Source organism: Clostridium sp. CS001, from assembly GCF_020443565.1.
In the GTDB taxonomy this organism is placed as follows: domain Bacteria; phylum Bacillota; class Clostridia; order Clostridiales; family Clostridiaceae; genus Clostridium_AD.
This window is the reverse complement of record NZ_JAIZZN010000020.1, coordinates 51,232-72,609: the sequence shown is the minus strand read 5'-3', so window position 1 is coordinate 72,609 and position 21,378 is coordinate 51,232. Positions and strand designations below refer to the sequence as shown.

20 protein-coding genes and 21 tRNA genes are annotated in these 21,378 nt (G+C 32.9%); 36 read left to right on the top strand and 5 right to left on the bottom strand.

Annotated features, from left to right (window positions below):
• The first annotated feature begins 257 nt into the window (after nt 1-257).
• The gene (locus LGK97_RS13475; protein ID WP_226260269.1) at nt 258-521 is read left to right on the top strand and encodes a hypothetical protein; all 264 of its coding nucleotides are present in this window, start codon (nt 258-260) and stop codon (nt 519-521) included.
• A gap of 114 nt (nt 522-635) precedes the next feature.
• The gene (locus tag LGK97_RS13470) at nt 636-1,103 is read left to right on the top strand and encodes a hypothetical protein (RefSeq protein WP_226260268.1); all 468 of its coding nucleotides are present in this window, start codon (nt 636-638) and stop codon (nt 1,101-1,103) included.
• Between the two features lie 371 nt (nt 1,104-1,474).
• Here LGK97_RS13470 and LGK97_RS13465 read toward each other — a convergent pair whose 3' ends face one another.
• Nucleotides 1,475-2,854 (bottom strand): hypothetical protein, encoded by a 1,380-nt coding sequence (locus tag LGK97_RS13465; protein WP_226260267.1) that lies wholly within the window; start codon nt 2,852-2,854, stop codon nt 1,475-1,477.
• A 93-nt stretch (nt 2,855-2,947) separates the two neighbouring features.
• Here LGK97_RS13465 and LGK97_RS13460 point away from each other — a divergent pair, with 93 nt between their 5' ends.
• The 25 genes from LGK97_RS13460 (at nt 2,948) to LGK97_RS13340 (ending at nt 7,668) form a co-directional block, all read left to right on the top strand.
• Nucleotides 2,948-3,922 carry an AIR synthase family protein gene (locus tag LGK97_RS13460; RefSeq protein WP_226260266.1) on the top strand — a complete coding sequence of 325 codons (975 nt, stop codon included), beginning with the start codon at nt 2,948-2,950 and terminating at the stop codon, nt 3,920-3,922.
• 69 nt (nt 3,923-3,991) lie between these two features.
• Entirely contained in the window at nt 3,992-4,588 is a 597-nt protein-coding gene (locus LGK97_RS13455) for an XTP/dITP diphosphatase (RefSeq protein WP_226260265.1), read from the top strand.
• A gap of 43 nt (nt 4,589-4,631) precedes the next feature.
• Nucleotides 4,632-5,102, top strand: a complete 471-nt coding sequence (locus LGK97_RS13450; RefSeq protein WP_226260264.1) for a metallophosphoesterase — start codon at nt 4,632-4,634, stop codon at nt 5,100-5,102.
• 216 nt (nt 5,103-5,318) lie between these two features.
• Nucleotides 5,319-5,394: transfer RNA gene (locus LGK97_RS13445), tRNA-Pro, on the top strand.
• Nucleotides 5,395-5,407: 13 nt separating this feature from the next.
• Nucleotides 5,408-5,481, top strand: a tRNA-Gly gene (locus LGK97_RS13440).
• Between the two features lie 33 nt (nt 5,482-5,514).
• Nucleotides 5,515-5,591: transfer RNA gene (locus tag LGK97_RS13435), tRNA-Arg, on the top strand.
• 4 nt (nt 5,592-5,595) lie between these two features.
• Nucleotides 5,596-5,671, top strand: a tRNA-His gene (locus LGK97_RS13430).
• 8 nt (nt 5,672-5,679) lie between these two features.
• Nucleotides 5,680-5,754 (top strand) — tRNA-Gln (locus LGK97_RS13425).
• A 4-nt stretch (nt 5,755-5,758) separates the two neighbouring features.
• Nucleotides 5,759-5,834, top strand: a tRNA-Lys gene (locus tag LGK97_RS13420).
• A gap of 17 nt (nt 5,835-5,851) precedes the next feature.
• Nucleotides 5,852-5,936 (top strand) — tRNA-Leu (locus LGK97_RS13415).
• A 50-nt stretch (nt 5,937-5,986) separates the two neighbouring features.
• A tRNA-Gly gene (locus LGK97_RS13410) sits at nt 5,987-6,061 on the top strand.
• Between the two features lie 5 nt (nt 6,062-6,066).
• Nucleotides 6,067-6,140: transfer RNA gene (locus LGK97_RS13405), tRNA-Gly, on the top strand.
• A 33-nt stretch (nt 6,141-6,173) separates the two neighbouring features.
• Nucleotides 6,174-6,250: transfer RNA gene (locus LGK97_RS13400), tRNA-Arg, on the top strand.
• Between the two features lie 5 nt (nt 6,251-6,255).
• Nucleotides 6,256-6,331 (top strand) — tRNA-Lys (locus LGK97_RS13395).
• Nucleotides 6,332-6,340: 9 nt separating this feature from the next.
• Nucleotides 6,341-6,416, top strand: a tRNA-Pro gene (locus LGK97_RS13390).
• 13 nt (nt 6,417-6,429) lie between these two features.
• A tRNA-Gly gene (locus tag LGK97_RS13385) sits at nt 6,430-6,503 on the top strand.
• Between the two features lie 32 nt (nt 6,504-6,535).
• Nucleotides 6,536-6,612 (top strand) — tRNA-Arg (locus tag LGK97_RS13380).
• 4 nt (nt 6,613-6,616) lie between these two features.
• Nucleotides 6,617-6,692, top strand: a tRNA-His gene (locus tag LGK97_RS13375).
• 8 nt (nt 6,693-6,700) lie between these two features.
• Nucleotides 6,701-6,775: transfer RNA gene (locus LGK97_RS13370), tRNA-Gln, on the top strand.
• A gap of 4 nt (nt 6,776-6,779) precedes the next feature.
• Nucleotides 6,780-6,855, top strand: a tRNA-Lys gene (locus tag LGK97_RS13365).
• Nucleotides 6,856-6,872: 17 nt separating this feature from the next.
• Nucleotides 6,873-6,957: transfer RNA gene (locus tag LGK97_RS13360), tRNA-Leu, on the top strand.
• Between the two features lie 50 nt (nt 6,958-7,007).
• Nucleotides 7,008-7,082 (top strand) — tRNA-Gly (locus LGK97_RS13355).
• Nucleotides 7,083-7,087: 5 nt separating this feature from the next.
• Nucleotides 7,088-7,161, top strand: a tRNA-Gly gene (locus tag LGK97_RS13350).
• A gap of 54 nt (nt 7,162-7,215) precedes the next feature.
• Nucleotides 7,216-7,292: transfer RNA gene (locus LGK97_RS13345), tRNA-Arg, on the top strand.
• A gap of 115 nt (nt 7,293-7,407) precedes the next feature.
• The gene (locus LGK97_RS13340) at nt 7,408-7,668 is read left to right on the top strand and encodes a hypothetical protein (RefSeq protein WP_226260263.1); all 261 of its coding nucleotides are present in this window, start codon (nt 7,408-7,410) and stop codon (nt 7,666-7,668) included.
• Nucleotides 7,669-7,888: 220 nt separating this feature from the next.
• Here the strand turns inward: LGK97_RS13340 and LGK97_RS13335 are convergent, their stop codons facing one another.
• Complete coding sequence (locus tag LGK97_RS13335) at nt 7,889-8,272, bottom strand: hypothetical protein (RefSeq protein WP_226260262.1); 384 nt, start codon at nt 8,270-8,272, stop codon at nt 7,889-7,891.
• A gap of 564 nt (nt 8,273-8,836) precedes the next feature.
• On the opposite strand from LGK97_RS13335, the gene LGK97_RS13330 reads away from it, so the two are divergent.
• Nucleotides 8,837-10,051, top strand: coding sequence for a hypothetical protein (locus tag LGK97_RS13330; RefSeq protein ID WP_226260261.1), 1,215 nt, complete (start codon nt 8,837-8,839; stop codon nt 10,049-10,051).
• A gap of 135 nt (nt 10,052-10,186) precedes the next feature.
• Here LGK97_RS13330 and LGK97_RS13325 read toward each other — a convergent pair whose 3' ends face one another.
• A complete protein-coding gene (locus tag LGK97_RS13325; protein ID WP_226260260.1) occupies nt 10,187-10,615 on the bottom strand; it encodes a hypothetical protein in 429 nt (142 codons plus the stop codon).
• A gap of 340 nt (nt 10,616-10,955) precedes the next feature.
• On the opposite strand from LGK97_RS13325, the gene pyrB reads away from it, so the two are divergent.
• From pyrB to pyrE, 7 genes are all read left to right on the top strand, one after another.
• Nucleotides 10,956-11,882, top strand: a complete 927-nt coding sequence (pyrB, locus tag LGK97_RS13320) for an aspartate carbamoyltransferase (protein WP_226260259.1) — start codon at nt 10,956-10,958, stop codon at nt 11,880-11,882.
• Nucleotides 11,882-12,319: an aspartate carbamoyltransferase regulatory subunit gene (locus LGK97_RS13315; protein WP_226260258.1), complete on the top strand. Its 438-nt coding sequence runs from the start codon at nt 11,882-11,884 to the stop codon at nt 12,317-12,319. The genes pyrB and LGK97_RS13315 overlap by 1 nt, the downstream gene beginning before the upstream one ends.
• Before the next feature lie 123 nt (nt 12,320-12,442).
• Nucleotides 12,443-13,645: a dihydroorotase gene (locus LGK97_RS13310; protein ID WP_226260257.1), complete on the top strand. Its 1,203-nt coding sequence runs from the start codon at nt 12,443-12,445 to the stop codon at nt 13,643-13,645.
• 36 nt (nt 13,646-13,681) lie between these two features.
• On the top strand, nt 13,682-14,548 hold the full coding sequence (gene pyrF, locus LGK97_RS13305; protein WP_226260256.1) for an orotidine-5'-phosphate decarboxylase: 867 nt from the start codon (nt 13,682-13,684) through the stop codon (nt 14,546-14,548).
• 45 nt (nt 14,549-14,593) lie between these two features.
• Complete coding sequence (locus tag LGK97_RS13300) at nt 14,594-15,325, top strand: dihydroorotate dehydrogenase electron transfer subunit (protein WP_413228439.1); 732 nt, start codon at nt 14,594-14,596, stop codon at nt 15,323-15,325.
• Nucleotides 15,318-16,214, top strand: coding sequence for a dihydroorotate dehydrogenase (locus LGK97_RS13295; protein WP_226260254.1), 897 nt, complete (start codon nt 15,318-15,320; stop codon nt 16,212-16,214). Before LGK97_RS13300 ends, LGK97_RS13295 begins: the two co-directional genes overlap by 8 nt.
• An 8-nt stretch (nt 16,215-16,222) precedes the next feature.
• Entirely contained in the window at nt 16,223-16,792 is a 570-nt protein-coding gene (pyrE, locus tag LGK97_RS13290; RefSeq protein WP_319001566.1) for an orotate phosphoribosyltransferase, read from the top strand.
• A 101-nt stretch (nt 16,793-16,893) separates the two neighbouring features.
• Here pyrE and pflA read toward each other — a convergent pair whose 3' ends face one another.
• Nucleotides 16,894-17,643 (bottom strand): pyruvate formate-lyase-activating protein, encoded by a 750-nt coding sequence (gene pflA, locus LGK97_RS13285; RefSeq protein WP_226260252.1) that lies wholly within the window; start codon nt 17,641-17,643, stop codon nt 16,894-16,896.
• 64 nt (nt 17,644-17,707) lie between these two features.
• Nucleotides 17,708-19,936, bottom strand: a complete 2,229-nt coding sequence (gene pflB, locus LGK97_RS13280; RefSeq protein WP_226260251.1) for a formate C-acetyltransferase — start codon at nt 19,934-19,936, stop codon at nt 17,708-17,710.
• 550 nt (nt 19,937-20,486) lie between these two features.
• On the opposite strand from pflB, the gene LGK97_RS13275 reads away from it, so the two are divergent.
• Nucleotides 20,487-21,314, top strand: coding sequence for a tRNA (guanine-N1)-methyltransferase (locus tag LGK97_RS13275; RefSeq protein WP_226260250.1), 828 nt, complete (start codon nt 20,487-20,489; stop codon nt 21,312-21,314).
• Nucleotides 21,315-21,378: the final 64 nt, after the last annotated feature.

Genomic DNA, 21,378 nt, shown 5'->3' with positions numbered 1-21,378 from the left:
GAAAAATATTTATGATTAGGTAAATCTTATTGAACCGCCAAGTACCGAACGGTATGCTTGGTGGTGTGAGAGGTCGCTGAATAAATTAATTATTCAGCTCCTACTCGATTATGGTACAGCAGTATAAGTGATTACTTTCATATTGAGCTAGCTAGCATGTATGATGATTGAAGTTATTACTATATTATGATAATATTAGAAAGGTTAATTGTTATATTATAGTGGTTTTAAATACAAATAAAAGGGGGAAGTATATCTTGCTTCTAATAGTTATTATTCCTTCATTAATATGGTTAGATATGCACCTATTTAAAATTTATTACAGATATATTTTTAATGATAAAGACGACTTTCAGAATTCTGTAAAGTATACTTTAACACCAGATATTTTTTCACTGTTTAAAGGCGAATACTTTAAAGATAAATTTTCTGAGGCTAAATTGAGTGGGCTTATATTATTTTGTATTATAACCATTTTTATTGAGATTTTAATAGTAAGGAAGTTATTTAATATTATGTAGATAGAGGTGTCATGTTTTCCCAAAATGTTTAGTACATTCTAAAGATACGATTAATTCTACATGGTTAAAAAATACGTCTTAATTTATCTAGTTTTATAGGAGGTAAAAGTTAATATGTCAAAAAAATTAAGTGTAATTATTTTTATGTTTATACCAACAACCATCGGATATTTTTACAACATTTTATTTACACCTACATTGGCAAGTTTCTTATTTTATATTTTACCGATTTTTATGTTTTTCTTATGGTTTTGGGTTGGAGGAAAGTTTGCTCAAATGAACATAAAGGTCCTTCCTTCAATTTTAGTTGGTAATTCAATAGGAATTGTATCTTTAATCGTTTATTTGTGGCAATTCGGTTTGGTATCTGAAGCACACAGAAGTTTAACTTTAGCAGGATTATCGCAAATGTTCAGTGCTTCTACAGGGATGTATATAGTAAGGATTGCAATTTTAATTCAACCCGAAAGAAATGTTGTTGGTCATTCAACTAACACAATTATACAGATATTAGGACTTATACTGATGATAATCATTTTTACAATTGGCTATTATTTTAATAAAAGAAAAGTAAGATTATAAGTATCATTTTAAATTAGTGTAGTTCATAGTTTTCGAAAACCACGTCACAAATGTAGTAATTGTATTGAAAGATATTTAGATATTATTAAACTATAAAGATATTCTGATACTATAGACACTTTTTCTTGTATTATGCTAAGAAAAGTATAGATTGCAAAGAATGCATTTGAACGTGCATTAGCAATTCTTAATTTATTTTATTTGTAGATGCGTAAAGAAAAATGCATGTTTGAGCGAAGCGAGTTTGCATTTTTTAGCAGCTGTAAATAAAATAAATTTTAGAATTACTTAGGCACGTGAAAGCATTCCAGCAAACTATACTTTTCTTAAAGCATAATATGAGAAAAAGCACTTAGACTCTAATAGAATCACTATTGATTTCTAAAAAATATTGATAAGAAGAATATAAACATATTTTTACTGCTATCAAAAGAAGATTTACTTTGCTTAAAGCTATCTTTTTTTTTGTTGTACACCACATTTTTAATAAAGATTGAAGCTAGTTCATTATTTTCAGGTGTCGGCATGGTAGCCATTCTGAAATCTTCATCTTTAAGCAAATCCTCTGATTTTAGTGAAAAGTTTCTGTAATGCTCGGTATTATCTAAAGCGGGGGAGTCGGGCCAGCTTAAGACTATTCCAGAATCTAAAATTTGATGCTTAAATATATCTTGAAGCATATAAGAATCATCTTCTATATTATTAAAATCGGAATATATCATTAGGCCATACATGTATAGTAATAGCTCATCACAAGTATAAGGAATCTCTTTATCAGTGCTTTCTTTTAATAAAATACCTTTAGTATTTTCATATAATTTTGTAAGCTTTTCATATAAGTCGTCGCTTGTATCTTTAAACTTAAGCATGAAAGTATTATTATATATAAGCATACAGTTTATAAAAAGCATACAGGAGTAGTCCAATTTAGCATTAATAATTATAGAGGGTTTAGTATGATATTGCTCTATAAGAAGGTCTGAAAAATCTAGTAATAAATTCTCGCATTCGCATGAGCCAGAGTACTTGTAAAATATATTTAGTGCCAGACATATCTTATTGAGCTCCTCAAAAGAGACATTATAAATTTGTTCTTTATATTGTACAAACATATTTAGGATATCCACAGCAAATTTCTTATACTCCTCCTCTTGTTTACCATTGCCATAAGAAGAATATTTGTAGTAAGCGGCCATCATTAAAGCTTGATCAGAGAATTTAAATTTATTGTTTTTATCCTCAAAATTAAGTTCTTGACTCATAGGGTCAGTTAGGTCGTTTTTATCAACAAAAAGCCCATCTTTGTTTCGAAAGTGCAAAGCATAAAATTCTAACTGTTCTTTACATAGCTTAAGATACAAGGTGCGTAGAACATATTTAGTATCATCGATGTCCTTAAAGCTACTATAATAGTCCACCAGTTCAAGTAGAGCCAAAGTCATAAACGCATTACTGTTAATGGTTATTTCTTTCTTTACTTTGTTTTCATTCCAAATTAGTTTTCCTTCTCCTGATTTTAATTTTGCATCTGCTTTTTTGTAGATACATAAAAGTGGAGAATTTAAACTAATTGTGGTAATATCAATCTTAGGAAAAGATTTGGATTTTAAGTCACGCATAGGAATATAGATTCCACATTTAGAGTCAAAAACTATATCCTTTAATGATTCTTTTGCTAAGTAGAAGAATTGATTTTTTATGTTATTTTTGTCTAATGTATTGATTCTTAAAAAAGGTCCTATAAATTTCAATATAACACCACCATATATTAATCCTTATATAAATAATATGATTTGATTTGTTAAAATGTGCTAGTTTTATAAAATAAGAAAGGAAGAATTGATATGAAAGTTGGAAAGCTTAATTGGGATGATTTAAAACAGATAATTGATAATAATAAAAGTGTTGTCCGAGACGACGTAAGAATTAGAAGTGGAATTGGAGAGGACTGTAGTGTTATAAACTTTGGCGAATATGAATGTATAGTTTCTACAGATCCAATAACAGGAGCAGACAAGAACATAGGTAAATTAGCCGTACATATAAATTGCAATGATATAGCTGCTTGTGGAGTTGAACCTATAGGTATTTTAGTTACAATACTTGTACCGCCAACATCCACACTAGATGATATAAAAAATATTATGAAGGAAATTGATGAAGAAACAAAAAAACTCAATGTGGAGATATTAGGTGGACATACAGAAGTTACAGAAGCTGTTAATAGAATAGTAGTTTCTTGCACTGCTATAGGTAAGGGGAAAGCACAAGATGCAGTTGCAACCTCAGGAGCAAGACTAGGAGATGATATTGTTGTAACTAAATTACTTTGTATGGAAGGAACTTCAATTATAGCAAATGATTATTTAGATAGGGTGCAGGATATTTTAACTAGTGAAGAAGTAGAAATAGCAAAAGACTATATTAATAATATTAGTGTAGTTAATGAAGGTCGCATTGCAGGAGAGTTTGGCGTTAATTCTATGCATGATATAACTGAAGGTGGAGTACTTGGAGCGCTCTGGGAAGTTGCAGAGGCTAGTAATTTAGGGTTTAAAGTATATAAGGATAAGATGCCTATCAGTTCGATCACATACAAGATGTGTGAAAAACTTAATATTGACCCCTTGAAATTTATATCTTCAGGAAGTATGCTGATAACTGCTACTAATGGAAAAGAACTTGTAGAAAAGTTAAGTAGCAAGGGGATACAAGCTTCGATAATAGGAAACATGACAAAAGATAGAGGGATATTAGTAACGGATGAAATTTGCAAAGATGTTTTGCCGCCTAGTAGAGATGAGTTATTTAGTATATAGTTTATAGAACGATAAAGGTAGATACAATTGTTGATTAGTGGCTACTTTAAATAACAGGAGGAATAAACAATGAAAAAATTAATAGTTGCAAGTAATAACAATCATAAAATCATTGAGATAAAGCAAATATTATCACAGTTTCCCTTTGAAGTCTTATCTTTGGCGGAAGCTAATATAAATATTGATGTAGAAGAAACAGGAACTACATTTATTGAGAATGCATATTTAAAGGCTAATGAGATTTTTAAAATAACTGATGGCAACATGGTACTTGCAGATGATTCGGGTTTATCAGTAGATTCATTAGATGGTGCTCCGGGTATTTTTTCAGCCAGGTTTGCAGGCGAACATGGAAATGATAAAGCAAATAACGAAAAATTACTAGGACTTTTAGATGGTAGACCTGAGGAGCAGCGAAGGGCTAAATTCATTTGTGCTATGGTTCTTATAGTTAACAAAGATAAAATAGTAAAAGTACAAGGAGAATCAGAGGGAGTAATTACAGCTGAATTTAGGGAAGAAGAAGGTTTTGGATATGACCCGCTATTTTTCGTTGAAGAATACAATAAAACCTTCGCTCAGATGAGTTCAGATGAAAAGAATGCCATTAGTCATAGGGGTAGGGCACTAGAAAAACTAAAAGGTGAGTTGGAAAAGTTAGTATAGGATATATAATCAATAGTACTATTGATGAAGAAGGTGACTTGAAATGCATATAGGTGTTATAAGCGATACACATAGGGATAAAAGCAGTATACAGCAACTAGGAAGTAAAATAGGTGAATTAGATATGCTAGTCCACCTAGGTGATAATGTAGAGGATATAGCTATTATAAAAAGGTATTATAATGGACTTATTGTTAATGTAAGAGGTAATTGTGATTTTTTAAAAGGCGCGCCTAATGACCGGGTAGAAGAGATTTGTGGAAAAAGGGTGTTTTTAACTCATGGGCATAGATATGATGTCAAAGATAATTTATTAAAGTTAAGATATAAAGCTTTAGAAGTGGGGGCTTCTATAGTTTTGTATGGACATACTCACATTGGGAAGATAGATTTTGAGGGGGGAATATGGTATATAAACCCTGGTAGCGTAGCGCAACCTAGAGATGTAGGTAGGAGCTTTGCTATTATAAATATTCACGAAGAAAGCATAGAACCAAGTTTAATAAGATTTTAGTTTATGTAAGGCTAAAACAGAAAAAAACAAAGAAAAATGCTTTTCTACAATTTATTTAAATATTTAATGGTAAAAGTTTTAAAAAGCTATTGACGTATTAGAATAAATGGTGTAAAATAATCCATGTCGTCGGTAAAAAACACTAAATCAAGTTGTTGCAATGCAAGAGGTGTGTTAGGACGTCAAATGGATTTATACGTAGGTTAAATTAATTATCGGGGTGTAGCGCAGCTGGGAGCGCGCGTGGTTTGGGACCATGAGGTCGCAGGTTCAATCCCTGTCACCCCGACCATTTTAATTAACATGCGGGTATTACTTAATGGTAGAGTGCTAGCCTTCCAAGCTAGTTACGAGGGTTCGATTCCCTCTACCCGCTCCAAATATGCTAGTGCATATTAGTTTAAGTACATAAGCGTTTTTAGCTCAGTTGGATAGAGCAACGCCCTTCTAAGGCGTGGGCCAGGGGTTCGAATCCCTTAAGACGCACCATATGGTGGACGTAGTTCAGTTGGTAGAGCGCCAGATTGTGATTCTGGTTGTCGTGGGTTCGAGCCCCATCGTTCACCCCATTAAATATTGGGATGTCGCCAAGCGGTAAGGCACCAGACTTTGACTCTGGCATTCGTAGGTTCAAATCCTGCCTTCCCAGCCAATATGGTTTACTAGCTCAGTTGGTAGAGCACATGACTTTTAATCATGGTGTCCGGGGTTCGATTCCCCGGTAAGCCACCAAAATAGTAATATAATATGCAGGTGTGGCGGAATTGGCAGACGCACTAGACTTAGGATCTAGCGCCTTACGGTGTATGGGTTCGACTCCCTTCACCTGCACCATTACTATTTATAAGTAAAGAATATCATATAATTTACCACAAAAAAGGTATGCGGGAGTGGCTCAGTGGTAGAGCGTCACCTTGCCAAGGTGAACGTCGCGAGTTCGAATCTCGTCTTCCGCTCCAAACATGCGGGTATTACTTAATGGTAGAGTGCTAGCCTTCCAAGCTAGTTACGAGGGTTCGATTCCCTCTACCCGCTCCAAATATGCGAAGGCATATTAATACAAGTGTATAAGCGTTTTTAGCTCAGTTGGATAGAGCAACGCCCTTCTAAGGCGTGGGCCAGGGGTTCGAATCCCTTAAGACGCACCATTTATGTGACATTAGCTCAGTTGGTAGAGCACCTGACTCTTAATCAGGGTGTCTAGGGTTCGATTCCCTAATGTCGCACCATTACAAATTCGGGGTGTAGCGCAGCTGGGAGCGCGCGTGGTTTGGGACCATGAGGTCGCAGGTTCAATCCCTGTCACCCCGACCATTTTAATTAACATGCGGGTATTACTTAATGGTAGAGTGCTAGCCTTCCAAGCTAGTTACGAGGGTTCGATTCCCTCTACCCGCTCCAAATATGCTTTGCATATTAATGTAAGTACATAAGCGTTTTTAGCTCAGTTGGATAGAGCAACGCCCTTCTAAGGCGTGGGCCAGGGGTTCGAATCCCTTAAGACGCACCATATGGTGGACGTAGTTCAGTTGGTAGAGCGCCAGATTGTGATTCTGGTTGTCGTGGGTTCGAGCCCCATCGTTCACCCCATTAAATATTGGGATGTCGCCAAGCGGTAAGGCACCAGACTTTGACTCTGGCATTCGTAGGTTCAAATCCTGCCTTCCCAGCCAATATGGTTTACTAGCTCAGTTGGTAGAGCACATGACTTTTAATCATGGTGTCCGGGGTTCGATTCCCCGGTAAGCCACCAAAATAGTAATATAATATGCAGGTGTGGCGGAATTGGCAGACGCACTAGACTTAGGATCTAGCGCCTTACGGTGTATGGGTTCGACTCCCTTCACCTGCACCATTACTATTTATAAGTAAAGAATATCATATAATTTACCACAAAAAAGGTATGCGGGAGTGGCTCAGTGGTAGAGCGTCACCTTGCCAAGGTGAACGTCGCGAGTTCGAATCTCGTCTTCCGCTCCAAACATGCGGGTATTACTTAATGGTAGAGTGCTAGCCTTCCAAGCTAGTTACGAGGGTTCGATTCCCTCTACCCGCTCCAAATAAAGTCTTTAGTATTTATACTAAAGACTTTTTTAAAAATTATTTATATTTTGCACCCATAGCTCAGTTGGATAGAGTTGCAGACTTCGAATCTGAAGGTCGAGGGTTCGACTCCCCCTGGGTGCACCATCAAGGCCTTGCAAACATTAAGTTTGTAAGGTTTTTATTTTACCCTAAAAATATTTTTATCCTATTGTTTCATTTAAGTAAAAAGTGATATACTATAATTACGGGAGGTGTTTTTATGGATAAGGAAGTATTGGAAATATTAAAACGATTAGAAACAAAGGTTGATGAAATTCAAGTGCAACAGCAGGAAGATCATCAAATTCTAAAAGCATTGGAACATAAAGCTGAAGTCAACAAAGTGGAACATGATAAAATGGCTAACGATATAACTCACATCAAAGGTGATGTTGAAGCACTTAGAAAAGACATTTCAACTGTTGAGATAGTTACTGCAAACAACTATGCTGATATAGCAAAATTAAAAGCAGTTAAATAATATTAAAAGTCCTCTTATGCGGAGGATTTTATTTTTTTTTGAAAAAGTTTTTAATTTCTCCTATATACATTTATAAAAAATGAGGGCTATTTTGAACCCATATAACTATATAAATTATTTAGCTTTGTAGCAGCTTTTTCCTTCATGCTTTTCAATAAATGAGTAATGGAAAGGAGATAATGAAAAATTCATTATCTCCTTTTGCATTTATCTAATTATTTTATTCACAAGGGTAAATATAATTAGCTACTACACGAATTTCTAAATCAGAAACATCATCTATGATATCGTCTGGAAGTACAAATACTACTTTACGTCTGATAGTAACACATTTACATTTATCACATTCACTGCCTCTAGGAGCTGTTGTTGTAAAGCCTCTAAAAGCAAGTATTCTACCTTGAGGATCCATTAGAATAACTGCTACTGCTACTCTTCTGTTTGCTTCTACATTGTTTACTACTGCTCTTACGGTTAATAGTTTGGCACCATGTCGTTCCAAATCTGTTTCTGCATTAGCTGTGCTGCATAATTCTCCTGGACAACAAAGACCGCGTTTAATTTCTGTGTTCACTTCTATATTTTCTTTTTCACATTTACTCATTTTATTAGCTCCTTTTTTTATAAATTTTTAGTAAGGCAATACTTAATGATATTGATTATAAAATGTAGATTATTTTATGGTTACATATATCACTACAATATATTTGGTATATTGTAAGCAAAATTTTATAAATTGATATATGTACTTATAGATGTGAACAATATCCTGTAATGCCCTTTTTATAAATTTACAATTAGACTTTTAATGAGTTAAATGTAATATATAAAAATGATATCATCTATTTTATCAATATAGATAATACATATTTTATATTATTAATATATTCAGTGGTAAGGAAATGTGTTAATGATAATTATAAGTTTTATTATAATGTAGGAGAGGTTAATATAGTAGATTGTTATAAAGTTATTTATTGTTATTTTTATATCAAATAGAGTCTTTACTTTTCTATAACATAGTGGTAAAATTTATGCTAGGCATAAAAAGCTACATTTGAAGAATATATTTGAAAATGATCTAAACTTATGAAATAGGTTTAGGAGATGGCGAAATACATTAGTTAAAATTAAAAAAGTTCAAATTAATATTTATGGGGGAGTAAAAATGAAAAAAACAAAGAAATTGGTGGCATTAAGTGTTGGTTTGATTATGACCGCATCGTTATTCACTGGCTGTTCAACTGATGGAATAGCACTTATGAATGCTTTCGGAAAATCACAATCAATAAATTCTATGCAAAGTAAAACAGATATTTCAATAAAGGTTTCTGGTTCTAAAATGTCAGATCAGGAAGAACAAATGATGAACTCAATCTTACCTATTATAAATGGAACGAAAGTTTCTATATTAACTAAAACTAATCAGAATAAAGATAAAACAATTGCTAAAATGCAAAGTGATATTTCTTTGAAAATACCGCAAATGCCTGAGTCTGTAGACATGAGTGTATGGGTTGATGCTGATACAACTACAGAAAAGCCTGTAATTAATGAAATGTTTTCAATTCCTAAGTTATTATCAGCGCAACTTCCAAAAGAATTACAGGGCAAAGAGTATATGGTAATGAATTTATCTGATATGCCAAGTACTCCAGGTATGAGTCAACCTGATCTTGAAAAGGTTATGTCTTTTAGTAAAGAGTTTCAACCTAAGCTTCTTGATTTTGTTTCTAAGTATGCAAAACAATTTAATCCAACTACAAGTTATATTAAACATGTAGGGAGCCAAAGATTTTTTCAAAATGACAAGATGCAATCTGCAGAGACTTATGAACTAAAATTAACTGATAAGTCATTTAAAGATTTGATGCATTACACTTTGAACAATCTTGCTGAAAACAAAGATGCAATAAGCTTTATCAAAGAATACATGGTAGCTGTAACCTCACTTTATCCTGTAGCTGACACCAGCGACAAGACTATTCAAGACGAAATGAAAAAGGCAATGGATAATCTAACAACTGAACTACCAAAACAAATTTTAGCTTTAAACAAAGCATTGGATTCTATTGAAAACTTAAAAATCCTTGGTGAAAATGGAATAACAATTAATTATACAATTGACAATGATGGATATATTATAAATGAAAAGGGAAATGCAGAATTTATTATTGATTTACCTAGTATAATTAAATTATCTGGAAGTGTTAGTTCTCCAAGTGACCCAACAGGTATATATACTATAGGAATTAACTTTAATACCGATATAACTAATATTAATGAAGAAGTTAATGTTTTAATGCCAAAGGTGAATTCAACTAATTCATTTAACTATTTTGATATTATGAAGTTATCACCTCAAGAATTACCAATTAAATAAATTAAAAAACGTCACAAACAATTTTTGTTTGTGACGTTTTTTATTATATAGGAAACAGCTTGTGGAAGTGGATGTGGATAACATCTAGATGCTAGAGGTTGTCACTTTTGCCACTTGCCACGTGAGTGGCACTATTTATTTATCCCACAGTGTATTTACGATTTTATCAAATTCATCTTCTACGGCACCTGATAAAACTGAAAGTATATTAAAAACTAATTGTGCATCAAAGTTGTTACCAAATGGGATGCAACATTTAGCATTTACTACATTACTAACTTCATAAAAAGATATGAATTTGTAAGAACTATTAAGGTCATTTAAAAGCGCATATAATCTTGCTTTTACAGTATCATCATTAATAACGTTAGCTATATCATATATGTACATATCAGCGTAGCAATCGTCATTTGTTATAGCTACTACCATTCTTACTTTAGTGCCTTTAATAATTTGTTCTTCAGGAATAGCGAAGGTTGTAAATCCTTCAATATTCTCACCAGTAACCATAGGTAGTTTATTTTCATTTATAAACTGTTGAAATAATTTAGCATTTTGTTTCATGTTTATGGCCCCCTCAAAAGTATTAATATTTTAAATTATTATCTCATAAATGCTTACATAAGTAAATAAAACACAAAAAAATGTTTGTCAAGTTATGTTGACAGTGATTTGAATATATAGTAAACTAAAAAAAGAACAAACAATAAATAATAAATTACCTTTAATTTAATCCGAGAGATTGAGAAGGAAGTAGATGTTTTATAGTGGTATTACTACGCCTTCTCATAATAGAGATGGCGTTTTGTTTTTTGCCTAAGAGGTAGCACAATAAAATTAATATTAAAAGTACAGTAGTACCTTTAAATTTAGTCCGGAGAGGCTAAGAAGGAGTGGATATAATATGTTAAAAGGAAGACACCTAATTGATCCAATGGATTTTACATTACTAGAGCTGGAGGAGATTTTTGATTATGCAGATGAAATAATCAAAAGCCCTGGAGATTACTCTCATAAATGCGATGGAAAGATCTTAGCAACGTTATTTTATGAACCAAGCACAAGAACAAGACTAAGCTTTGAAGCTGCTATGTTAAGACTTGGAGGCAGTGTTTTGGGTTTTTCAGAAGCAACCTCAAGTTCAGCGGCAAAAGGGGAAAGTGTAGCAGATACTATAAGAACAGTAGAATGTTATGCAGATATTGCAGCAATGAGACATCCAAAAGAAGGAGCTCCTAAAGTTGCATCTATGAATTCTATAATGCCAGTAATAAATGCAGGTGATGGTGGACATCAACATCCAACTCAAACACTAACAGATCTGTTAACCATAAGAAACATTAAAGGAACATTATCCAACTTAACCATAGGGATTTGTGGTGATTTAAAGTTTGGAAGAACAGTTCACTCATTAATAACAGCCATGTCAAGATATGAAAACATTAAGTTTATACTAATTTCACCAAGTGAATTAACAATTCCTAAATATCTTAAAGTAGAAGTATTGGAAAAGAACAAAATAGAGTTCCTTGAAGTTGAAAGATTAGAAGAGGTTATTCAAGAACTGGATATCTTATATATGACTAGGGTCCAAAAGGAAAGATTTTTTAATGAAGAGGATTATGTAAGGCTTAAAGATAGCTACATTCTTGATAAAGAAAAGATGGAAATGGCTAAGAAAGATATGATAGTTCTGCACCCACTTCCTAGGGTTAATGAGATAGCAGTGGAAGTAGATTCTGACCCAAGGGCTTGTTATTTTAAACAGGCGAAGTATGGTATGTATGCAAGGATGGCACTTATTGCTAAACTTTTGGGGGTGGATAAATAATGGTAACAATAAATAGTATAAAAAGAGGAATAGTAATAGATCATATTAAAGCAGGTGTTGGAATAAAAATATTTAATTATTTAGGTCTTGATAATGCTGATTTTACAGTGGCTCTTATTATGAATGCACCTAGTTCGAAACTTGGCAAAAAAGATATAATTAAAATAGAGAATGAAATCGATATAGATTTTACAGTGCTTGGATTTATAGATCCTAACATAACGATAAACATAATATCTGGAGAAGATATCGAACGTAAAGTTAAATTAAAATTACCAGATAAAATTGAGAATGTCATAAAGTGCAACAATCCAAGATGTATAACATCTGTAGAACAAGAAATTCTGCATAGCTTTTACCTGTCGGATAGGGAAAAAGGCGAATATAGATGTATGTATTGCGATGAAGTTAATAACCCTACTAGTAAATCAAAGTAAAACACAAAATTAAAGTTGAAAATTCTCTAGGCTTTTAGGCTATAGGGAAAGATTTAAGCGGTTCAAACTAAACTTTGAACCCTTTAAATAAATCTTAATTCAGTGTGAAAGGATGATAGAACTATGGAATTGTTAATTAAAAATGCAAGAATAATTGATTCGTCACAGGACTTTGTTGGTGATGTTTATATAAATAAAGGAATAATATATGAGCTAGGAAAAAATTTAAAGAAAGACTGTGAGACAATAAATGGAGAAGGTTATATTTTAGCTCCCTCCTTTATAGATCTTCACAGTCATTTTAGAGAGCCGGGATATACCTACAAAGAAGATTTATTATCTGGAAGTATGGCGGCAGTAAGGGGTGGATATACTGCAGTAAATCTTATGGCAAACACAAATCCGGTATGTAGTTCAATGGAAATAATAGAGACAGTGTTAGAGAGGGCTAGGGAGATAAACCTAGTGGATATTCATCAATGTGCATCTATCACACAGGATCTAAAGGGAGAATCTATAAAGCACTTATGTGAGCTAACAAATGCAGTAAAGTTTATATCTGATGATGGCAGAGGAGTTTCTAATAGTCGAATAATGCTCGAAGCCATGCTAAAAGCTAAAGAGAAGAATCTTACGATAATATCTCATGCGGAAAACGAGGAACTAGTAGACGTTGATACAAGACTTGCTGAAAACATGATGACCTGGAGAGATATAACCCTTTCAAAATTTACAGGTTGCAAACTTCATTTAGCTCATGTTAGCACAAAAGAAGCAATGAAAGACATAATAGAAGGTAAGCTGCAGGGAGCTCAAATAACCTGTGAAGTTACACCGCATCATTTAGCATTAACTTCAGAAACTGAATATAGAGTAAATCCACCTATTAGGGAAACTGAAGATGTTAATTTCCTAATTAAAGCAATAAAGGATGGGTTTGTAGATGCTATAGCTACAGATCATGCGCCACATAGCCCCGAAGATAAGATCAAAGGCGCACCTGGAATGACGGGACTTGAAACCTCATTTTCTGTGTGTTTCACTAAATTGGTAGGCGAAGGGCATATTACCCTAAATAAACTTTCGGAAATTATGTCTAAAAACCCAGCGAAGATAATGAAATTAAATAAGGGTGAGGTAAAGATAGGATATGAGGGAGATTTGGTATTACTAGATACTAAATATAAGTATATTATTGATGCTTCAAAGTTTTCATCAAAAGGAAAAAACTCTCCTTTTGATGGAAGTACTGTAATGGGTAAGGTTATGTGTACAATTAAGTCAGGAAGTATAGTTTATAAATCAGAAGAATATGAAAATAACTAATAAATTTACAAATATAAAACAAAAGGTGGAATAAAAGTGATTATAGATAAGTTATTTAAAAGTGTAGAGAAAAATGGTCATGTATGTATAGGCCTTGATACAGATTTAGAATATCTACCTACAATTTTCAGAAATAAGTTTGCACATGAAGAACATGCATTATTAAGATTTAATCAGCAAATAATAGATGCTACCTTTGATGTATCTGCTTGTTATAAGGTACAAATAGCCTATTATGAAGCGCTAGGACTAAAAGGAATGAAAGTATATGCAGATACTATAAATTATATAAAAAACAAGGGTGGAATAGTAATTGCAGATATTAAAAGAGGGGATATTGCAAAAACAGCAGAAATGTATGCAAAGGCACATTTTGAAGGGGATTTTGAAAGTGATTTCATAACTATAAACCCTTACATGGGAATGGATAGTATTGAGCCGTATCTTCCTTATGTAAAAAATAGAGGAAAAGGATTGTTTTCACTGATAAGAACATCCAATAAGGGTGCAGAGGATATAGAATACATAGAAAATAAAGAAGGAAAAAAGGTTTATGATATTGTAGGCGAAAAGCTATTAAATATTGGAAGTAATTTTATGGGAGAATGTTCGTATAGCTCAATAGGTGGAGTTGTTGGATGTACACATATAGATGAAGGATTAAAGATGAGAGAAACCCTTCAAAAAATGTTTTTCTTAATACCGGGTTATGGAGCACAAGGCGGTGCAGCTGATGATGTAGCCATATATTTAAAAAATGGAAATGGTGGAGTAGTAAATGCATCTAGAAGTATTTTACTTGCGTATAAGAAAGTTGAAAATGGGGAAAACAATTTCGAAAGATGTGCTAGGGAAGAGGCAATAAGAATGAGAGATGAAATAAGAAAAGCTGCAAAAAAGTAGTCTTTTAGCATTAAGTTTTATTAAAATACTGGAGGGGTTTATTTGATATGTTCAGTGGAGAAAACATATGAAAATGTTGAAATAAGTGAAGGTGTGTATAAGCTTTCTATAAAAGGCAAGTTCAATGTAAAACCTGGTCAATTTTTCATGCTAAAGGTAGGGGAAGATGAACCATTATTACCAAGACCGATAAGTGTGCATGATGTAACCTCAGAGAAAATAAGTTTTTTATATCAAATAGTTGGAAAAGGTACAAAACTTCTTAGTAAGCTAAAGGAAAATGATGCAGTTCAGATAATGGGACCGCTAGGAAACGGATTTGATGTAGAAAAGATAAAGGGAAAGATTGCTGTAGTATCTGGAGGAATTGGAATAGCACCGCTTGTTTATTTAATCAAAAGCCTAACAAATTGCGAAATAGATTTGTATGCAGGATTCAGAACTGTGGACTATTCTGTGGATACTGTGGAAGAAAATGTAAATAGAATTTACTTATCCACAGAAAATGGTAAAATCGGTCATAAAGGATACATAACTGATATAATTAATCCACAAGAATATCAAACAATTATATGTTGTGGACCGGAGATTATGATGAAAAAAGTTGTAAGTATGTGCAATGATGCAAAGGTAAATGTATATGCGTCAATGGAAACTCATATGGCTTGTGGAATAGGTGCATGCCTTGTATGTACTTGTAAAACTAAGGATGGAAATAAAAGAACTTGTAAGGATGGTCCAGTTTTTAATGGGAAGGATTTGATTTTTAATGACTAACATAGAATTGTGTGGTATAAGTTTAAAAAACCCTGTTATAGCTGCATCGGGTACCTTCGGCTTTGGCGAAGAATATAAACAGTATTTTGATACGTCTATGCTGGGGGGAATAGCTTCTAAGGGTCTTACGATTAATGAAAAACAAGGTAATGATGGTATACGTGTGTATGAAACTCGTGGTGGAATGCTAAATAGTGTAGGTCTTCAAAATCCAGGTATAGATAAATTTATAAATATAGAACTTCCGAAGATGCAAAAGTATAACACAGCTATAATTGCCAATGTTGGAGGAAACACTATAGAAGAATACATAGCGGCTATAGAAAAATTAAATAATGAGGCTATAGACATACTTGAATTAAACATATCTTGTCCTAACGTAAAATGTGGTGGGATGGCCTTTGGTATTAATTCAAAGGTAGCTTATGATGTCGTTCGCGAGGTGAAAAATATTTGCAAAAAGCCTCTAATGGTTAAGCTCTCACCAAATGCAGAGGACATAGTGGATATGGCATACAAGTGTTGTGATGCTGGGGCGGATGCATTATCCCTAGTGAATACTTTTAAAGGTATGGCAATAGATATTTATGGACGCAGAGCAATATTTAATAATATTTATGCAGGAGTATCAGGACCGGCTATAAAACCCATGGCTCTTAGAATGGTTCACGAGGTATGCAAAGCTGTAAATATACCAGTTGTAGGTATGGGTGGTATATGCTGCCACGAAGATGCAATAGAGTTTATAATGGTAGGGGCACAAGCAGTACAAGTTGGAACTGCTAATTTTATAAAGCCTGATATCTGTAAGGATATAATAGAAGGAATAGAGAAGTATATGTTAAAAGAAGGTATTTCTAATTTAAGTGAGATTAGAGGAATTATTTAGGAGGGGTTATTATGAATATAAATGTTTTAGATATATTAAAAGAATCAGGTGCGTTACTTCAGGGTCACTTCTTACTGTCCTCGGGAAGACATAGCGACAGGTATTGCCAATGTGCAAGACTACTTCAGTATCCTGATAAGGCGGATAAAGTACTAAGTGTAGTTGTGCAAAAGATAAAAGATATAGAGTTTGATGTAGTAGTTGGTCCTGCTATGGGTGGAATAATAGTAGCCTATGAAGTAGGTAGACAAACAGCAAAGCCTGCCATATTTACTGAAAGAGTTAATGGAAAAATGGAACTTCGTCGTGGATTTGAAATTGTTAAAGGACAGAAGGTTTTAATTGCAGAGGATGTAGTGACTACTGGAAAATCCTCTTTAGAAACCATTGAATCATTAAAGGAACTTGGAGCAGAGGTAGTTGGAATATGTTGCATTGTAGATAGAGGAAGTAGCACTATTGATTATCCTATTTATAGCTGCATAAACTTAGAAATTCAAAGCTACGATGTGTCAGAATGTCCACATTGTAAGGCAGGAGAAGCTTATGTGAAACCAGGTAGTAGAGAGATAAAATAAAGTTTAAATCCATAAAATAGGCAAAGACCTCTAGCTTAAAAACTAGAAGGTCTTTGTGTATTTTGAGCTATAATATTGCAGCACCGCAGGTGATGATTTAACTATGCTATTAAAGATTTTGATTTTTCTTTAATGTTAAGTAGATCTTCTAAGAATGTTTGAAGCTCTCTAGTTTTATCTTTATCCATTGGTTCTACACCCTTTAACTTATAAGGAATGGATAGAGATTCATATTTATTTACCCCTAGAACATGATAAGGAAGAAGTTCAATTTTATCTACATTAGGAATTTCTTCACTAATAATTTCAGCAATACTAGTTAGGTGCTCTTTAGAATCTGTATACCCAGGTACAATAACGTGCCTTACCCAAACTCTAGTTTTTGATTTCCTTAATGCATGTAAAAATAAATTGACATCTTTAGTATCTTTACCAGTTAAAGTAACATAACCTTTGCTATTTGAATGTTTTATATCTAAAAGTACTAGATCTGTATATTTTAATATATCAGTATAATCACCTTTGCCAAAACCAGCTGTATCAATAGCAGTATGAATACCATTTTGCTTACATAATTTCAAACACTCAAGTAAAAATTCAGGCTGGACTAGTGGGTCTCCACCGGAGAAAGTAACGCCTCCGCCAGAGTTTTTAAAATAAGGTTTAAATCTAATGATTTTTGAAACAAGTTCTTCTGGAGTCATTTCTGTACCGCCACTTAGTTTCCAAGTATCTGGATTATGACAATATGCACATCTTAATTTGCAACCTTGAAAGAAAACCACTGTCCTTACTCCTGGACCATCAACTAGTCCCATGCTTTCTATAGAATGAATATTACCCTTTACCATATATACTCCTCCTTTGTGGCGACCACAAAAATTTTAAACTAATCTTTATATAAGTTTTTAGAAGTTACATTCTCTCGTGGAAGGTTCTGCTAATAACTTCAAGTTGTTGAGTTTTTGTTAATCTATTAAAGTTAACGGCATAACCAGATACTCTAATAGTTAATGTAGGATATTTATCTGGATTCTCCATTGCATCTAATAATGTTTCTCTGCTGAGTACATTTACATTTAAGTGGAAGGCACTTTGAGCAAAGTATCCATCCATTATGGATACGAGGTTAGTTATTCTTGTTTCTTCATCTTTTCCAAGAGCATCAGGCACTATTGAAAATGTGTTAGAAACACCATCTTGACAATATTCTCTGTATGGTATTTTAGCTACGGAGTTTAGTGATGCTAAAGCACCATTTTCATCTCTTCCGTGCATTGGATTAGCACCTGGTGCTAATGGTTCACCAGTTTTTCTTCCATCAGGAGTAGCGCCTGTTTTTTTACCATATACTACGTTTGAAGTTATTGTTAATACAGACAAAGTATGCTCTGCATCTCTATAAGCTTCATGTTTTTTAAGTTCATTTGAGAATTTTTTAACTACTTCAACAGCTATATCATCAACTCTATCATCATCGTTTCCGTATTTCGGGAAATCTCCTTGAATTTCAAAGTCAATAGTTATACCTTCATTGTTTCTTATTGGTTTAACTTTTGCATACTTTATAGCACTTAATGAGTCTGCAACCACAGATAATCCTGCGATACCAAAGGCCATAAATCTTTTTACTTCTGTATCATGAAGAGACATCTGACCAGCTTCATAAGCATATTTATCATGCATGTAATGGATAGTATTCATAGTGTCAACATATACAGTTGCAACATACTCCATTACTTTCCAGAAACTATCTTTAACTTTTTTATAGTCAAGTACTTCATCTTCCATTTTAGCTATATTTGGAACCACTAATTTGGACTTAAGCTCATCGGTTCCCCCATTAACAGCATATAATAGTGATTTCGCAAGGTTTGCACGGGCTCCAAAGAATTGCATTCTTTTTCCAAGCTCCATAGCGGATACACAACAAGCAATACCGTAGTCATCTCCATATATAGGTTCCATTATATCGTCATTTTCGTATTGGATAGAGTCCGTTAATATTGACATTTTAGCACAATATTTCTTGAAGTTTTCTGGTAATTTTTCAGACCATAAAACAGTCATATTTGGTTCTGGTGAAGGATCTAGGGTAGTTAGTGTGTGTAGGAATCTAAAAGTTGTTTTAGTTACTAATGGTTTTCCGTTAGTACTAATACCACCAAGACACTCTGTTATCCAGTTAGGATCTCCAGCAAATAAATCATTGTATTCAGGAGTTCTTAAGTGTCTTGCAAGTCTTAACTTAATTACAAATTGATCTATAATTTCTTGAGACTGTGCTTCGGTTATAGTGCCATTTCTTAAATCTCTATCCATATAGCAATCTAGGAAAGTTGTAACTCTTCCTAAAGACATTGCAGCACCATTATTTTCTTTTATAGCAGCAAGGTATCCAAAGTATACGAATTGAACAGCTTCGGTAGCATTGGCAGCAGGTTTTGAAATATCAATTCCGTATGACATAGCCATGTTTTTAATGCTTGTCATAGCTCTTAGTTGCTCGTTTAATTCTTCACGGCTTCTAATTAATTTTTCACTAGCATGACCAGTTAGAGCTTTAAGATCTTCCTTCTTTTTTTCTATTAAAAAATCCATGCCATAAAGTGCTATTCTTCTATAGTCACCTATTATTCTTCCTCTTCCATAAGCATCAGGAAGTCCAGTTAAAAGACCAACATTTCTAGCTACTTTTGTCTCATCAGAATAAGCATCAAAAACTCCTTGATTGTGTGTTTTTCTATATTTAGGGAAATACTCTGCTATATCCTTATCTAATTTAAAACCATAAGCTTCTAAAGATTGTTCTACCATTCTAAAACCACCAAATGGGTTTACTATTCTTTTTAGTGGTGCATCTGTTTGTAGTCCAACAATTACTTCATTCTCTCTATCTATATATCCAGGACCAAAATTATCTATACCTGAAATTTCGCTAGTTTCTACATCTATAACACCTTTTTTAATTTCTTCTATAATAAGTGAATGAGCTTTATCCCAAACCTTAATGGTTTTGTCAGTCTTTTCTACTAAAAAACTATCATCACCCTCATATAAAGTATAATTTTTTTGAATAAAATCTCTTACATCTATTTGTTCTTTCCAAAGTTCACCTTTGAAGTCTTCCCATTGTTTAAACATTTTTTATTCCTCCTTTTATATATTAATCTCTACGTAATTGTGAATTCTTTTACATATATAAATTATTGATATATATATTAATAATAGTAGGTAAAAGGTAATAAATATTATTTTAATATATCATAGAATATATTTTCTCGTTGGTTGTTACGCAAGCTAAGTTCATAAGAAATTAACATTAAATATATCAGCTTAAGCATAACTTGCTTATAGGATATATTGTAATATTAAAAATGAAACAGTACAAGTAGTTACATAGAAGTTGTAATATTTAGAAAATTCAAATAGGTTATTAAACACTGATATAAGAGGGGCGTGGATATAAAAAAAGTTTAAAATTTCAAATAAAACAGAGCAAATAAAAAAAATGAAACAACCTTAATGTGTAATATTATTTTTAGTAGTGAAAGATATAATTATGAACAAGAGTTGCAATTATCTGAAATATATATTTTACAAAAAAGTATTATTGTTTTACTGCATAATGGGGTATAATGAATATTGGATGGGTTAAGATAAATGTTAAATTAATTAAATGGAGGTTCTTAATGTGAGTAAACCTAGCATATTTAGTAAGGATTACGCTAAAGAAATGAAAAGGCGAAAAAGAAACATATTTTTATTAATTATTGTACCTATAATAGGGCTTACCATATTTTTAACTACAGGCTTTAATGGTTTATTAAGTAAAGGAATAAGTATAAAAAACAGTATCCTATTAAATAAATCAAAAGATGATACAAAGGATGAAAAGAGCAAGGTAGCGGAAGCACCAAAAAAAATAGAGGAATCTATAAAACCACAGCCCGGTGCTGAAGCCCCTAAGGTGACACAGGAAGCTGTAACAAACAATGAAATTTTTCCGATTTCATTATCTGATGGGCAAAAAATCAATATTGAATATACCATATCTGGAACTGAAAAAACAATAAAGGGTGTATCAGTCGGTAGCAACATATCATATGATATAAGTCCAAGTAAAAAAGCAGTAGTTATCCAGAGTGTAAGGAATCAGGATATGATATATCTTGATTCAAATAGAGTTAGTAAAGACATTACAAGAAAGGTACACACATCAACAAAAGGGCAGGTCTTTTCAAAGGACCAACAACTTGAAAAGCACCCCAATTATGTTTGGTCAATTACACCTAAGTTTATTGATGAAGATAATATTGCTTACGTAAGTGAGCTGCCATGGATAAATGAAAATGCAGTTCAATTTATATGGAAGGTAAATTTAAAAGATAATACACATATACAAGCAAAACCTGCATCTGGAAAAAGTATTACTTTTAAAAATATAGACCCAAAGGGACTAGGTACAGTTGTAGACGGAAATGAAGTATTTGTAACCTCAATGGGAGAAGTAATCCAATAAACAAAAGGAAAGCTTCCAAAAATTATTTTAATAATTATTGGTGAAAAGTGTTAACAAATTTTAA

What these genes read in the sequence shown, in the direction of transcription:
- LGK97_RS13450 (WP_226260264.1), top strand. Translation starts at nt 4,632, where the DNA reads ATGCATATAGGTGTTATAAGCGATACACATAGGGATAAAAGCAGTATA.
- pflA (WP_226260252.1), bottom strand. Translation starts at nt 17,643, where the DNA reads ATGGTAAAGGGTAATATTCATTCTATAGAAAGCATGGGACTAGTTGAT.
- LGK97_RS13315 (WP_226260258.1), top strand. Translation starts at nt 11,882, where the DNA reads ATGGTAACAATAAATAGTATAAAAAGAGGAATAGTAATAGATCATATT.
- LGK97_RS13470 (WP_226260268.1), top strand. Translation starts at nt 636, where the DNA reads ATGTCAAAAAAATTAAGTGTAATTATTTTTATGTTTATACCAACAACC.
- pflB (WP_226260251.1), bottom strand. Translation starts at nt 19,936, where the DNA reads ATGTTTAAACAATGGGAAGACTTCAAAGGTGAACTTTGGAAAGAACAA.
- LGK97_RS13455 (WP_226260265.1), top strand. Translation starts at nt 3,992, where the DNA reads ATGAAAAAATTAATAGTTGCAAGTAATAACAATCATAAAATCATTGAG.
- LGK97_RS13325 (WP_226260260.1), bottom strand. Translation starts at nt 10,615, where the DNA reads ATGAAACAAAATGCTAAATTATTTCAACAGTTTATAAATGAAAATAAA.
- pyrB (WP_226260259.1), top strand. Translation starts at nt 10,956, where the DNA reads ATGTTAAAAGGAAGACACCTAATTGATCCAATGGATTTTACATTACTA.
- LGK97_RS13340 (WP_226260263.1), top strand. Translation starts at nt 7,408, where the DNA reads ATGGATAAGGAAGTATTGGAAATATTAAAACGATTAGAAACAAAGGTT.
- LGK97_RS13295 (WP_226260254.1), top strand. Translation starts at nt 15,318, where the DNA reads ATGACTAACATAGAATTGTGTGGTATAAGTTTAAAAAACCCTGTTATA.
- LGK97_RS13330 (WP_226260261.1), top strand. Translation starts at nt 8,837, where the DNA reads ATGAAAAAAACAAAGAAATTGGTGGCATTAAGTGTTGGTTTGATTATG.
- LGK97_RS13335 (WP_226260262.1), bottom strand. Translation starts at nt 8,272, where the DNA reads ATGAGTAAATGTGAAAAAGAAAATATAGAAGTGAACACAGAAATTAAA.
- LGK97_RS13310 (WP_226260257.1), top strand. Translation starts at nt 12,443, where the DNA reads ATGGAATTGTTAATTAAAAATGCAAGAATAATTGATTCGTCACAGGAC.
- LGK97_RS13460 (WP_226260266.1), top strand. Translation starts at nt 2,948, where the DNA reads ATGAAAGTTGGAAAGCTTAATTGGGATGATTTAAAACAGATAATTGAT.